The 13,726-nt window shown below is 33.7% G+C and carries 12 protein-coding genes; 6 read left to right on the top strand and 6 right to left on the bottom strand.

The annotated features are described in order from the left end of the window. Positions 1-6 precede the first annotated feature (6 nt). The 5 genes from C3L50_RS08155 (at position 7) to C3L50_RS16585 (ending at position 7,006) form a co-directional block, all read left to right on the top strand. Positions 7-522, top strand: a complete 516-nt coding sequence (locus C3L50_RS08155) for a hypothetical protein (RefSeq protein WP_103805681.1) — start codon at positions 7-9, stop codon at positions 520-522. Between the two features lie 593 nt (positions 523-1,115). Continuing rightward, positions 1,116-2,759: a glucose-6-phosphate isomerase gene (pgi, locus tag C3L50_RS08145; protein WP_103805679.1), complete on the top strand. Its 1,644-nt coding sequence runs from the start codon at positions 1,116-1,118 to the stop codon at positions 2,757-2,759. 327 nt (positions 2,760-3,086) lie between these two features. Next, positions 3,087-5,822 (top strand): TonB-dependent receptor, encoded by a 2,736-nt coding sequence (locus tag C3L50_RS08140; RefSeq protein WP_103805678.1) that lies wholly within the window; start codon positions 3,087-3,089, stop codon positions 5,820-5,822. A 102-nt stretch (positions 5,823-5,924) separates the two neighbouring features. Next, positions 5,925-6,344 carry a hypothetical protein gene (locus tag C3L50_RS08135; RefSeq protein WP_103805677.1) on the top strand — a complete coding sequence of 140 codons (420 nt, stop codon included), beginning with the start codon at positions 5,925-5,927 and terminating at the stop codon, positions 6,342-6,344. 77 nt (positions 6,345-6,421) lie between these two features. After that, entirely contained in the window at positions 6,422-7,006 is a 585-nt protein-coding gene (locus tag C3L50_RS16585) for a septal ring lytic transglycosylase RlpA family protein (RefSeq protein WP_317044957.1), read from the top strand. Positions 7,007-7,008: 2 nt separating this feature from the next. On the opposite strand, the gene C3L50_RS08125 is transcribed toward C3L50_RS16585, so the two are convergent. Then, the gene (locus C3L50_RS08125; protein ID WP_207764313.1) at positions 7,009-7,476 is read right to left on the bottom strand and encodes a CYTH domain-containing protein; all 468 of its coding nucleotides are present in this window, start codon (positions 7,474-7,476) and stop codon (positions 7,009-7,011) included. Positions 7,477-7,602: 126 nt separating this feature from the next. Here C3L50_RS08125 and dinB point away from each other — a divergent pair, with 126 nt between their 5' ends. Then, positions 7,603-8,685, top strand: coding sequence for a DNA polymerase IV (gene dinB / locus C3L50_RS08120; RefSeq protein ID WP_103805675.1), 1,083 nt, complete (start codon positions 7,603-7,605; stop codon positions 8,683-8,685). A 51-nt stretch (positions 8,686-8,736) separates the two neighbouring features. Here dinB and C3L50_RS08115 read toward each other — a convergent pair whose 3' ends face one another. From C3L50_RS08115 to fabF, 5 genes are all read right to left on the bottom strand, one after another. Beyond that, the gene (locus C3L50_RS08115) at positions 8,737-9,510 is read right to left on the bottom strand and encodes a Bax inhibitor-1/YccA family protein (RefSeq protein ID WP_103805674.1); all 774 of its coding nucleotides are present in this window, start codon (positions 9,508-9,510) and stop codon (positions 8,737-8,739) included. A 148-nt stretch (positions 9,511-9,658) separates the two neighbouring features. Next, positions 9,659-11,089, bottom strand: a complete 1,431-nt coding sequence (pyk, locus tag C3L50_RS08110; RefSeq protein ID WP_103805673.1) for a pyruvate kinase — start codon at positions 11,087-11,089, stop codon at positions 9,659-9,661. A gap of 5 nt (positions 11,090-11,094) precedes the next feature. Further along, the gene (locus C3L50_RS08105) at positions 11,095-11,580 is read right to left on the bottom strand and encodes an IPExxxVDY family protein (RefSeq protein WP_103805672.1); all 486 of its coding nucleotides are present in this window, start codon (positions 11,578-11,580) and stop codon (positions 11,095-11,097) included. A gap of 113 nt (positions 11,581-11,693) precedes the next feature. Then, positions 11,694-12,434, bottom strand: a complete 741-nt coding sequence (gene rnc, locus C3L50_RS08100; protein ID WP_103805671.1) for a ribonuclease III — start codon at positions 12,432-12,434, stop codon at positions 11,694-11,696. Positions 12,435-12,443: 9 nt separating this feature from the next. Then, positions 12,444-13,697, bottom strand: coding sequence for a beta-ketoacyl-ACP synthase II (gene fabF / locus C3L50_RS08095; protein WP_103805670.1), 1,254 nt, complete (start codon positions 13,695-13,697; stop codon positions 12,444-12,446). Positions 13,698-13,726 lie beyond the last annotated feature (29 nt).

Below are 13,726 nucleotides of genomic sequence, written 5' to 3'. Positions count from 1 at the left end.
GAAATAATGAAAAAATATATAACAATAATATTATTTAGTATTACTTCCTTAAGTACATACGGGCAAATAGATGTTTTGATGCAAGGATACGACAATAAATATGCTTTAGAACATATAGAAATGTATATTAAAAACCCTGAAGAGGATTTTACCCTTTCATATCTTCCACCTTTTAAGGATGGTTTGAGAATTGTAAATGTAGATAGCAATTGGCTACAGAGCATAACAACGCTGATTAAACAAAATCCCTCAATTATTTACCCCTATTTAGATTCGAATACTCAAAACCTAGCTGCCTATATATTACTGGTTCATACTTTCGATATACAAATAACAGACAATAATGAACAAACCTATCTGTATATTCTTAAAAAAGAGGTTTTTGATCCAGTAGAAATAGCAAGCTACGTTGCAAATAATGCTATTCCATCTGGAGTGGATCCGTCTGTTCATTTACTGAATTTTATTTGGGGACACGTAGCAACTGAAGCTAATATAAGAATTAAGGCTGCTATCAAATAACTTGGAACAACTGGTAATGAACTTAGCTGTTCGAAGTGTTATTTAAATTAAGAAAGCCCCCAGATGGCGCGAGCAGCAATAAGTTCAAAGGCTAGTGCGAGCTTCAAGCCCCAGATGGCGCGAGCAGCAATAAGTTCAAAGGCTAGTGCGAGCTTCAAGCTCGTACCCACAATCAATAGCAGACAAAACTACAACCCTAAAAAAGTTGTAGTTTTTTTGTTTAATGGATTAGTTCAGCAAGAAATGATGCAGGATTAGAGTATGAGTTATAAGTAATTGTATTAGATTTGTTTTAGTTGCCAATTGGAATTGGCACGGAATGCAATTCCTCGCAATCCATCTGAGGACATTTATTACATATCCGATATTACATATCCGAGCGGTAGGAATAAACTAAAAATGCTAATATCTAATGCTCTCGACGTTGGTGAGCAATTTGTAATACACAAAAAATAGTGCAACTATTCTTGAAAAAGTAAAAAGAAATTCAACTACAAGGTTATAGTTAAAAAAAAACAGTTTATTGATTTTAAAATCGTTTTTAATTTGAAAACTAAGTGTAAATTTACACCTATCATAAAACAAAATTTACTATGGCATTACATAACACAAACCCAACCACTACAATAGCTTGGCAAAAACTTCAGAATCATTTTCAGGAAATGCAAAATGTTTCTATGTCGGCAATGTTTGAAAAAGACAACACCAGAACTTCACAATTTCACATCCAATGGAATGACTTTTTGGTTGATTATTCAAAGAATATCATCAATCAAGAAACTTTAAATTTATTACTTGAATTAGCAAATGAAAGTCAATTAAAAGACTCGATTTCGAAATATTTTGATGGAGATGGTATCAATCAAACCGAAAATCGCGCCGTTTTGCATACTGCTTTGCGTGCTGCAGCTACAGCAAACATCAAAGTTGATGGAGAAAACGTTATTCCAGAAGTTTTTGAAGTAAAAAGTAAAATTAAAACATTTACCAATGAGGTTGTAAATGGAGATCGAAAAGGATTTACAGGAAAATCCTTTACAGATATTGTAAATATTGGAATTGGTGGATCAGACCTTGGTCCAGCAATGGTTGTTGAGGCTTTGCAATATTATAAAAATCACTTAAATGTGCATTTCGTATCCAATGTTGATGGCGATCACGTAAACGAAATCATAAAAAAATTAAACCCTGAAACGACACTTTTTGTCATTGTTTCTAAGACCTTTACCACTCAAGAAACCTTAACCAATTCTGAAACCATAAGAGAATGGTTTTTGAAATCTGCAAAACAGGAAGATGTTGCCAAACATTTTGTGGCCGTTTCAACCAATTTGCAAAGAGTAACTGAATTTGGAATCAATCCTGACAATGTTTTTCCAATGTGGGATTGGGTTGGAGGACGATTTTCGCTTTGGAGTGCCGTTGGACTTTCAATAAGTTTGGCCATAGGTTTTGATAATTATAATGAATTATTAAACGGTGCCAATGAAATGGATGAACATTTCAAAACCGAAGATTTTGACAAAAACATCCCAGTAATATTGGCTTTGCTAAGCATTTGGTACAATAATTTTTTTGGTGCCGAGAGCGAAGCCTTAATTCCATACAGCCAATATTTGCAAAAATTAGCGCCTTACTTGCAACAAGGTTTTATGGAAAGCAACGGAAAAAGTGTAGATCGTAACGGAAAACCAGTCGATTACCAAACAGGAACCATTATTTGGGGTGAGCCAGGAACCAATTCGCAACACGCCTTTTTTCAATTAATTCACCAAGGAACCAAGTTGATTCCAACTGATTTCATTGGATTTGTAAAACCATTATATGGGAACGAAGATCATCACGACAAATTGATGTCTAATTTTTTTGCACAAACCGAAGCTTTATTGCACGGAAAATCTGCAGCCAAAGTACAAGCAGAATTCGACAAACAAGGACTTTCAGCTGAGAAAGCTAGTTTTCTTTTGCCTTTTAAAGTTTTTAGTGGTAACAAGCCAACGAATACAATTCTAATTCAAAAATTAACCCCAAAAGCATTGGGTTCTTTGGTAGCCTTATACGAACACAAGATTTTTGTTCAGGGAATTATCTGGAATATATTTAGTTATGACCAATGGGGAGTTGAATTGGGAAAACAATTAGCCAATTCTATTCTTGACGAAATAAATTCGAAAAATGTTAATTCTCACGATAGCTCCACTGAATTTTTATTGAATCATTTTTTGAAGAATAAATAAAAAACATCTCTGTTTTCACGGAAACGTTATCATAAATTTAAAGAGACCTTTGATTTTAACTAAAATCAAAGGTTTTTTTATGAAAAATCTCAAAAATTGGATTGGCAAAATTTATAAAACCCAATTATTTATTAACCGCTTGATAACGTTGATTTAGGTGGATTTTATTGATAATCAGTTAGTTGCTGTTATTTGTTTTTAACAAATCACAAGCAAAAAGTGATATTTGTTAACAATATGATATCAAAACTATCTTTATTAACATTTCCTTAACGTTTTTGTCGTTTAAATGTTAGAATTTTGCCAAAACTTACTAACACACTTAAAATGAAAACAATGAAAAACTGGTTACTCACTGGATTACTGTTTATGTTGGTTTCCACGGTATTTTCTCAAGGGAAAATCACAGGAACAATCACTGATGGTCAAAATTCATTACCTGGAACAAATGTTGCAATCAAAGGAACAAAATCAGGTACTACAGCAGATTTTGACGGGAAATTTACAATTAATACTACTGCTAATTCTGGGGAATTAGTAATTTCATTTATTGGTTATGAAGCCAAAACAGTGAAATTTTCGGTTACAACTGGAGGAACTACTAATTTAGGAACAATCGTTTTGACTTCAACTTCTAACGAATTAAGCGAAGTTGTTGTAAAATCTGGGGTTGTAGATCTTGCAAAAGACAGAAAAACTCCTGTTGCTGTTTCTACTATTAGAGCTTCAGAAATTCAAGAAAAATTAGGGACTCAGGAATTTCCTGAAATTTTAGCCAATACACCTTCAGTATATGTTACCAAAGCAGGTGGAGGATTTGGAGATTCAAGAATTAATATTCGTGGTTTCGACCAAAGAAATGTTGCTGTTATGATCAATGGTGTTCCAGTAAATGATATGGAAAACGGAGCAGTTTATTGGAGTAACTGGGCAGGTTTGTCTGATGTGACTTCGGCTATGCAAGTGCAAAGAGGTTTAGGGTCTTCTAAATTGGCTATTTCATCAGTAGGTGGAACAATAAACGTTATGACAAGAACTTCTGACATGAAAGAAGGAGGATCATTTTCATCAGGATTTGGTAATGCCAATTATTTTAAAGTACAAGGTTCTTATAATACAGGAGTTTTAAAAAATGGTTTTTCAGCTTCGGTTTTATTGAGCTCTACAACTGGTGACGGATATGTTGATGGAACAAAATTTGAAGGTAAGAATTATTTCATTGCTTTTGGATACAAACCAAACGAAAAGCATGACATTCAATTTACATTCACAGGTGCGCCACAATGGCACCACCAAAGAAGTTTTGCAAACACATTGACCGATTATTTGAAATATGGTAGCAATGGAGAACCAAATACTAAATACAACTCTGATTGGGGTTATAAAAATGGAGAAGAATTTTCTTGGGCAAGAAATTTTTATCACAAACCTGTAATGTCTATTAACTGGGATTACAAGATTAATGATAAAATGAAATTAAGTACAGTACTTTATGGCTCTTGGGGTCGTGGAGGTGGAACTGGAAACATTGGAAAAAGCCCATTTGCCTACAAAACTGCTAATGGTTTAGTACCTTTTGATGAATTTGTAAAATACAATACAGGTCAACCGAATAGTGTTGGAACTCCTCTTAAACCAAGTACAATTGTTGGTCACGAAGGAGAATATATAACTAACTCAACTACTGGTTTCACAAGAAGAGCTTCTATAAATTCGCATGACTGGTATGGAGCTGTTGTAAATCTAAATACACAATTGACAAAAAATTTAATTCTTGATTTTGGAATTGATGCCAGAACTTATGTTGGATATCACTTCAGAAACATTAATGACAGATTAGGAGCTAGTGTTTATTTTGACAACAAAGACATCAATAACCCTAACAGATATTTATACGAAACGTATTCGGCTAAACCAAGTTTCAATCCTTGGACAGATGTTAAGAATCAAGAGAAAATCGAATACAACAATAATGGATTTGTAAGATGGTATGGAGCATTTACTCAATTAGAATATTCTAATGATAATCTTTCTGCATTTATCCAAGGTGCTATTTCTCAACAAGGATTTCAAAGAGAAGATACATTTATATATAAAACAACGGATCCTTTATACAAAACCGATTTCGAAAACATTCTTGGAGGTAACGTAAAAGGAGGAGTAAATTACAATATCAATGAGCAACATAATGTGTTTGTAAACTCAGGATATTACTCTAAACAACCACTGTTTAATGCTGTTTATCCAAATAATAAATCTGTTGTTGGTGAAAATTTGACTAACGAAAAAATATTAGGTGTTGAAGCTGGATATGGTTTCCGTTCTAAAATTTTTAATGCTAAATTAAATTTATATTACACTTCTTGGAAAGACAGATACCAAAGATCAAATGATGCTAGCGCGACAAACGTTGGAGGTTATTATGATTTTTCAGGAATTACTGAAATTCACTCTGGTGTTGAGCTTGAAATGAATGCTAAACCATTACCAAAATTGAATTTGAATGCTATGATTTCTGTTGGAGATTGGAAATATCAAGGTAACAGCACAAGTAACAGATATGATGCAAATAATGAGCCTATTAGTGGAGGAACTTCTACAACTTTATACTTAGATGGTATTAAAGTGGGTGATGCTGCTCAAACAACTGCTAGTATCGGTGCTTCTTACGAAGTGTTTACAAGAGTATTCTTGGATGCAAATTATAGAGTTGCCCAAAATTTATATGCTTCTATTGACCCATCTAAATTTGGTTCAGCAACTAATAAAGGAACTCTAGAATTGCCTTCATACGGATTAATGGATTTAGGTTTCTCATATAAAATGCTAGTAGGTAAAAACCAAAGCAATTCACTTAATTTCAGAATTAATGTGAACAACGTTTTAGACGAGGTGTATATTTCTGAATCAAGAACTAACATTTTTGCCGATGATTTTGTATCTGGAACTTCTGGAGCAACTTGGGAATCAGCAGGAAGAACCTATAAAGGTGTTGCAAACGGAAATCAAGTATTCTTCGGTTATGGAAGAACTTGGAACTTTAGTTTGCGTTACAATTTCTAGTAGAAAAACTCAATAATTACAAAAACGGCATCGCTTCTAGGTAGATGCCGTTTTTTTTTAATCCTTTTTTTATTTATATTTGTTAAAACTAAAAACATATTTATGTACGAAATCATTCAAAAATTACACTCAGGTTGGGCTTATTTAGCGGTATTATTAGTAGTAATAGCTGTTATTAATTCAATAATTGGACTAGTATCCAAAAAAGAATATAAAGACACAGACAAAAAAATTGGGCTATATGCCTTAGGCGCAATTCATACCCAAGTAGTAATAGGGATTTTAGTGTATTTTGTATCGCCTCTTGGTCTTTCAGGTTTTTCTATGAGTGATAGCGCCTTAAGATTGACTTCTATGGAACATCCTTTGATGAATATAATAGGAATAGTTTTGATGACCATTGGATGGGTAAAACACAAAAAACAAGAGTCAAGCGAATCTAAATTTAAAACAGTCACCATTTATTATGGTTTAGGATTATTACTTATTTTAAGTAGAATTCCTTGGGGATTGTGGTTCTAAAAATCTAAAAGTCCTGAAAAGGGCTTTTTCTTTCTTGGAACGGTTTTTGCAAAATGGAGTTTAATTAAATGTCTAATATGAAATCGAAGATTCTTAAAAATCAAAGAAGTGATTTTAAAGCGATGAGTATGAAAATACTAACGCTTTTACTTTCTGTTGTTGTTCTTTCGATAGCAAATGGACAAACTTCGAATAAAAAAAACAAAACTACAAAGAGCCGGGATAGTCTTGTCAAAAGCAAAACAATAGTTGCAAAAACCGACAAATTAGTATCGACCGATACTATCAAAAAAGCTAAAAATTTTATAGAAGAACAAACAGTTGAAGCCGATAGTTTGTTTATTCCCGCAGGGAAGTTTAAATTCTATAAAAAAGGAGCACATGCTTCTTATTATGCCGATAAATTTCACAATCATAAAACAGCTAGCGGAAAAAAATACGATAAAAACAAATATACAGCAGCTCATAAGAAACTGCCTTTTGGAACCATCATAAAAATTACTAATGAAGCCAACGGAAAATCAGTAATTGTTGAAGTAATTGATAGAGGTCCTTTTGTACGTTCAAGAGAAATAGATCTTTCAAGACGGGCTTTTATGGAAATTGCAAGCAATAAAGCCTCAGGAAATATGAATGTTACAATGGAAGTACTTCAAAAATAATTCTACCATTTTTTAAAGGAATTCTGGCTCAAATACGAATTATAATATCGATTGTCGTTAGTCACTTCTTTGCCTAGCCAACTTGGTTTTTCGAAGATTTCAGATTCAGAATTTAGCTCAATTTCAGCCATAATTAATCCTTCATTTTCCCCATAAAATTCATCTACTTCAAAAACGTGTTTGCCTATTTTTACTTCAAAACGGGTTTTGTCGATAACACCTTTTTCGCATAATTTCAATAATTCTTTAGCTTCATCAACTGGAATTTCTTTTTCCCATTCAAATCGAGACAAGCCAGACTTATTTGAGGCGCCTTTTATGGTCAAGAATCCCTTTTCTCCTTTTATTCGAACACGAACAGTCCTTTCAGGAATTGAGCTCAAATAACCCTGTGCAATTCGATTTTGAGTAAATGCTTCTTTTTTATAAGCTTCTGAAGTCACGAGAAATTTTCTTTCTATTTCCAACATAATTTTTAAAACTCTAAATTAGTTATTATCAAATTTTGCATTTTTTGAAAAAACAAAATCCTAATTTGGGTTAAATGTAGAATATTAAGTCAATATAGGTTAAGATATTTTACATAAATTTGGGTTATGTCTGAAATAATTCCAAATAGAAAAATCATACACATCGATATGGATGCTTTTTTTGCTTCGGTAGAGCAAATGGATAATCCTGATTTGCGAGGAAAGCCTATAGCCGTTGGCGGAGCAGAAAATCGAGGTGTAGTTGCGGCAGCTAGTTATGAAGCCAGAAAATTTGGAGTTCGAAGCGCACTAAGTGGGGTTTTGGCCAAAAAATATTGTCCTGATTTGATTTTTGTCCGACCTCGATTTGAACGATACAAAGAAATATCCAATAAAATTCGTAAAATTTTCTACGAATATACCGATTTGGTTGAGCCTCTTTCGCTTGACGAAGCTTATCTCGATGTTACAATAAACAAAAAAGGGAATCCAAGTGCGACCTTATTGGCACAAGAAATAAGATTGCGCATTCTCAATGAAGTGGGTTTGACAGCTTCGGCAGGAATTTCGGTCAATAAGTTTGTGGCCAAAATTGCTAGCGATTACAACAAACCTAATGGACAAAAAACAGTCAATCCTGATGAGGTTATTCCTTTTTTGGAAGTTTTACCCATTCGAAAATTTTATGGAGTTGGGAAAGTCACTACCGAGAAAATGTATAAATTGGGTGTTTTCACAGGATTGGAACTTAAAAGCAAATCATTGGAGTTTCTAGAAAAGCATTTCGGAAAATCAGGAAGTTTCTATTATAATGTGGTGCGAGGCATTCATAATGGTGAAGTAAAATCAGATAGGATTACTAAATCGGTGGCAGCCGAACATACTTTTGATATAAATCTTTCTTCCGAAATTTTTATGATAGAACAATTAGAAAATATTGCCAATTCATTAGAAAAAAGATTAAAAAAACACCATGTCGCTGGAAAAACAGTTACCTTAAAAATAAAATATAGCGATTTTACACAACAAACTCGCAGCAAAACATTGCCTTATTTTATCTCTGATAAGGGTTTGATTCTAGAAACGGTGAAAGAACTTTTGTATCAAGAACGAATGAAAGACTCTGTTCGATTACTGGGAATATCCTTGAGCAATCTCAATACCGAAGAAAAAAAGACGGTTGTGGTGCAGTTAAAATTTGCTTTTTAAACCAAAAAACCACGCCCGAAAGCGTGGTTATAAGTATCTTAAAAACTGAATTTAATTTCTACTCGAAAGTTTAGAAAGTAATCTTAAAAATTCGATATACAACCAAACCAAGGTGATTATTAATCCCATAGCGGCAAACCATTCCATGAATTTTGGCATTTTTTGTTCTACACCTTTTTCCATTCGGTCAAAATCTAAAAACAAATTTAAAGAGGCTATAACAATCACAAAAACACTGATGCCAATACTCATCATTCCATTACCATAATGAACGGGAACAAAACTAGTAAACATAGAAAACAACCACGAAATCAAATAATAGGTAGCGATAGCAAATGTTGCAGCCACCACAACCGATTTGAATTGTTCGGTTACTTTTACAATTTTAAATTTATACAATCCCAAACAAACTGCAAAAGTTACAAATGTTGCTCCAACAGCTTGGATTACTATTCCAGGATATTTGGCTTCAAAAATTGCTGAAACTCCTCCGATGAATAATCCTTCGAATAAAGCATATCCAGGAGCTAAAACTGGTGAATATTGAGGTTTGAAAGCAGCAATTACAACTAGAATTAACCCCACGATAGCACCGCCAATAGTGGGCAACATTGGATTCATGCCATTAAAAGCCATCCACCAAGTAATCAAAGAGGCTGCTGTGAGTAATAAAAACAGAATTAATGTTTTATTAATTGTGCCAGCCAAAGTCATATCTTGGTTGTAATCAATAAGAGTTGCCTGATGTACTTTGTGATCAGTTGAAGCCGATGTGGCTGTAAATGATTTATTATTTAAAAACGGATTTTTTGATTCGAATGCCATAGTATAAAATGTTTGTTTGTTCAAAAATAGAATATTTTCGGTAGATGAATGTTTATTTATTCTTAAATTTTTTCATTAGCTGTATAAACAAAAAAAATCCGTGCCACTTTGTAATTGACACGGATTAATTAGTATTCGATAATTTAGATTACATTACTTCTGAAACTCTCAAGGTATTTACCATTCCTTTATCTTTTAGTGGCATAGCAGCTAAATTGATAAGAAAATCTCCTTTGGTAACATATCCTTTTTCTCTTGCAATTTCATTTACATCCGCAATAGTATCATCGGTACTTTTCATTTTATCATAAAAATAAGATTTTACTCCCCACAATAAGTTAAGTTGAGTAAGAATTCTTTTATTAGATGTAAAAACAAGAATATGTGCAGATGGTCTCCAAGCCGAAATTTGGAAAGCAGTATAACCACTGTTTGTTAAAGTACAAATGGCTTTTGCTTCGATGATGTTGGCTGTAAGCGCTGCGTGATGACAAATGGTTTTTGTAATAAAGCGGTTTGTTCTAACTTGTGGTGTGTTTTGTGGCACATTGATAAGTGGTGAATCTTCGACAGCTTCAAGAATTTGAGTCATTTTTTGAATTACTTGAACTGGGTAAAGTCCTGTAGCAGTTTCTCCAGAAAGCATTACCGCATCAGCACCGTCCATAACCGAGTTAGCAACATCATTTACTTCGGCACGAGTTGGTGTCAAGCTATTGATCATTGTTTCCATCATTTGAGTAGCTACAATTACAGGTATTCTAGCTGTTTTTGCTCTAAGAATCAATTCTTTCTGTACTAATGGTACTTCGTGAGCAGGAAGTTCTACTCCTAAATCGCCACGAGCAACCATCAAAGCATCACAATAAGCTACAATTTTGTCGATATTGACAAGTGCTTCTGGCATTTCTATTTTGGCAACAATAGGAATTTTTTCGTCAGAATGTTTTGCAATTAATTCCTGTAGGTCTTGAAGGTCTCTTGGAGTTTTTACAAAAGAAAGTGCAATCCAATCAACTTTTTGTTCTATAGCGAAAATGGCATCGGCAATGTCTTTTTCGGTAAGAGCAGGAAGTGATATTTTTGTATTCGGAAGGTTTACTCCTTTTTTAGATTTTAATTCACCACCTTGAATAACTTTTGCTACTACTTCCGATTTTTTGTCGGTTTCAATAATTTCAAAAATAAGCTTACCATCATCAAGTAAAATACGTTCTCCAGGATTTACATCGTTTGGAAAATTTTGGTATTTCATAAAAACTTTTTGTGCAGTTCCTATGATGTCTTCGGCAGTTGTAAAAGTTATTAAATCGCCATCGTTTACGATTACCCCATCTTCCATAACGCCAACTCTAAGTTTTGGCCCTTGTAAATCTCCTAGAATTGCTGTGGTATAGCCAAACTCTTCGTTAAGTTGTCTAACAATAGCAATTCTCTCCTTTACATCATTGTAATCAGCATGCGAAAAATTGATTCTAAACACATTTACTCCTGCGTCAATCATATCCTTGATGATTTCTCTTGTACTACATGCAGGTCCAAGTGTGGCTACAATTTTTGTTTTTTTGTTTGTTGACATTGATATTAAAAAATTAAATTATTCTTTGATTTTATTTTATTTGTATCGACGTTATAAGCTGTCGAGATGTTTTCAATTGTATTTAATAAAAGTTGCATTTGGGTTAAAAGACCTTCTTCTATGTTTTCTATTTTTAAAAAATAATCCACTTTTTTAAATTCTGGAAGCAAATACACTTTTGTTGCCACTTCCATATTTACATCTGAAAATAGATTTTGACTAGTTTCATTTTTTTGTTGAATTACCTTGTTTTTATTTTGAATCAAATTCCAAGAAATATCATTTTCCTTGTCGAAATAATAAAATCTTGAGAATTTTGTTTCTCCTTCTTTTATATTTATATGAATTTCATCTTTAAATATACTTAAATTTATAGGCAACTTTTGATTAATAAAATAGGCTAACCGATAGTCTTCTAATGAAGTATGAATAGCAACTAGGTGATAATCAATTTCATCAAATTCGTCAAAATCTAATTTGTGAATCGCCATTTTCTATAAAAAATAAGTTGTAAAGATAGCATTTCTAACGGAGCATTAACCTGACAAAATCTATGTTTTTTCTCTTTTAATTGCGAAAACGTTATAAATTAAAGAAATTTCGACTATTTTAAATCAATTTTCTTTTGAAAGGCAAAATAGGCTCGTTGTGATGCTTTTTCTTCTGCTTTCTTTTTAGATGTTGCTCTAGCCTTTGCAATAACTTTCTCGTCAATGCTCAGTTTTACACCAAAAAAACGCTGTCCATCAATTCCGTTATCGTCAAAAATATCATAGTGAAATTGCCTTTTTTCTTTTTGACACCATTCAATCAATAAGCTTTTGTAGCTAATTACTTTACCTTCCAGTCTAGCAATATCAACATACGGAATAATGACTCTTTTTTGAATAAATTTTTCGCAATATTCATATCCTCGGTCTAAATAAATGGCACCTACCAATGATTCAAAAATATTGCCGTGAATGTTTTCGCCAAAATGTTGAACAGGAACTTTACTTTCAATGAATCGAACGAGATTCAAATCTTTTCCAAGTTCATTCAAATGTTCTCGACTCACAATTTTGGAACGCATTTTTGTTAAATAACCTTCATCGCCAGCGGGAACTTTGTTAAATAAATGTGCTGCTATCACCGCGCTTAGCATGGCGTCACCTAGAAATTCTAAGCGTTCATAATTTATTGCATTACCAATAGAATCTTGTTTGTTTGAAGAGCGGTGTGTGAATGCTTTTTTGAAATGCTCTAAATTTAAGGGAGCAAATCCTAGTATTTCGCTAATAGAATCAAAAAAAATCCCGTCTTCAAGAGAACGGGATTTTGAAAATATTTTTCTAATTAGTCTCATTTATACGAATTAGATATCTAATTTTTTAACTAATACACAAGCATTGTGTCCGCCAAAACCAAAAGTATTGCTCATTAAAACTTTCACATCTCTTTTTTGAGCTACATTAAAAGTGAAGTTTAATTTTGGATCAATGCCTTCGTCATCTGTAAAATGATTGATTGTTGGAGGGATAATTCCATGTTTTATAGAGAGAATAGACGAAATAGTTTCTATTGCACCAGCAGCTCCAAGCAAATGCCCTGTCATTGATTTTGTTGAGTTCAAGTTCATGGTATAGGCGTGATCGCCAAAAACATGTTGTATTGCTTTAGACTCTGCGTAATCTCCAAGCGGAGTTGATGTTCCGTGCATATTCACACCATCTACATCAGTTGGTTTCAATCCAGCATCTCTCAAGCAGTTTAGCATAACATTTTTGGCTCCCAATCCTTCTGGATGTGGTGCTGTAATGTGATGTGCATCTGCCGACATTCCGCCGCCGCCAATTTCGCAATAAATAGTGGCTCCACGAGCGATAGCGTGTTCGTATTCTTCTAGAATTAAAGCTCCTGCACCTTCACCAAGAACAAAACCATCACGGTCTTTATCCATTGGTCTTGAAGCTGTTTTTGGATCGTCATTTCTTGTCGAAAGAGCGTGCATTGCATTAAATCCGCCCATTCCAGCAATTGTAACTGCGGCTTCTGATCCACCGGTTACCACGGCATCTGCATGTCCTAAACGAATATAATTGAAAGCATCAATGATTGCGTTTGTAGAGGAAGCACAAGCCGAAACAGTTGTAAAATTCGGGCCTCTAAACCCATATTTTATCGAAATATGACCACCCGCAATGTCGGCAATCATTTTGGGTATAAAGAAAGGGTTGAATTTTGGAGTTCCATCACCCGCAGCAAAATTTAAAACCTCTACTTGAAAAGTTTCTAATCCGCCAATACCTGAGCCCCAAATAACGCCCACTCGATCTTTGTCTAATTTTTCAAAATTGAAACCAGCATCTTGCACAGCTTCCTCGGCAGCAACCAGAGCATATTGCGCATAACGATCCATTTTTCGAGCTTCTTTTCTGTCTATGAAGTCTTCAACATTGAAGTTCTTTACCTCACAAGCAAAATGAGTTCTAAATTTTGAAGGATCATAATACGTTATTGGAGCCGCTCCACTAATGCCGTTAATAAGTCCATTCCAATACTCCTGAATGTTATTTCCTATCGGAGTAAGAGCACCTAGACCTGTTACAACAACTCGCCTTAATTCCATAATTTATTAAATTAGTATTTTTAAACAAA

Origin of the sequence: Flavobacterium alvei, from assembly GCF_002920895.1 — a bacterium.
In the GTDB taxonomy this organism is placed as follows: domain Bacteria; phylum Bacteroidota; class Bacteroidia; order Flavobacteriales; family Flavobacteriaceae; genus Flavobacterium; species Flavobacterium alvei.
This window is presented reverse-complemented; position numbering and strand designations above follow the sequence as displayed.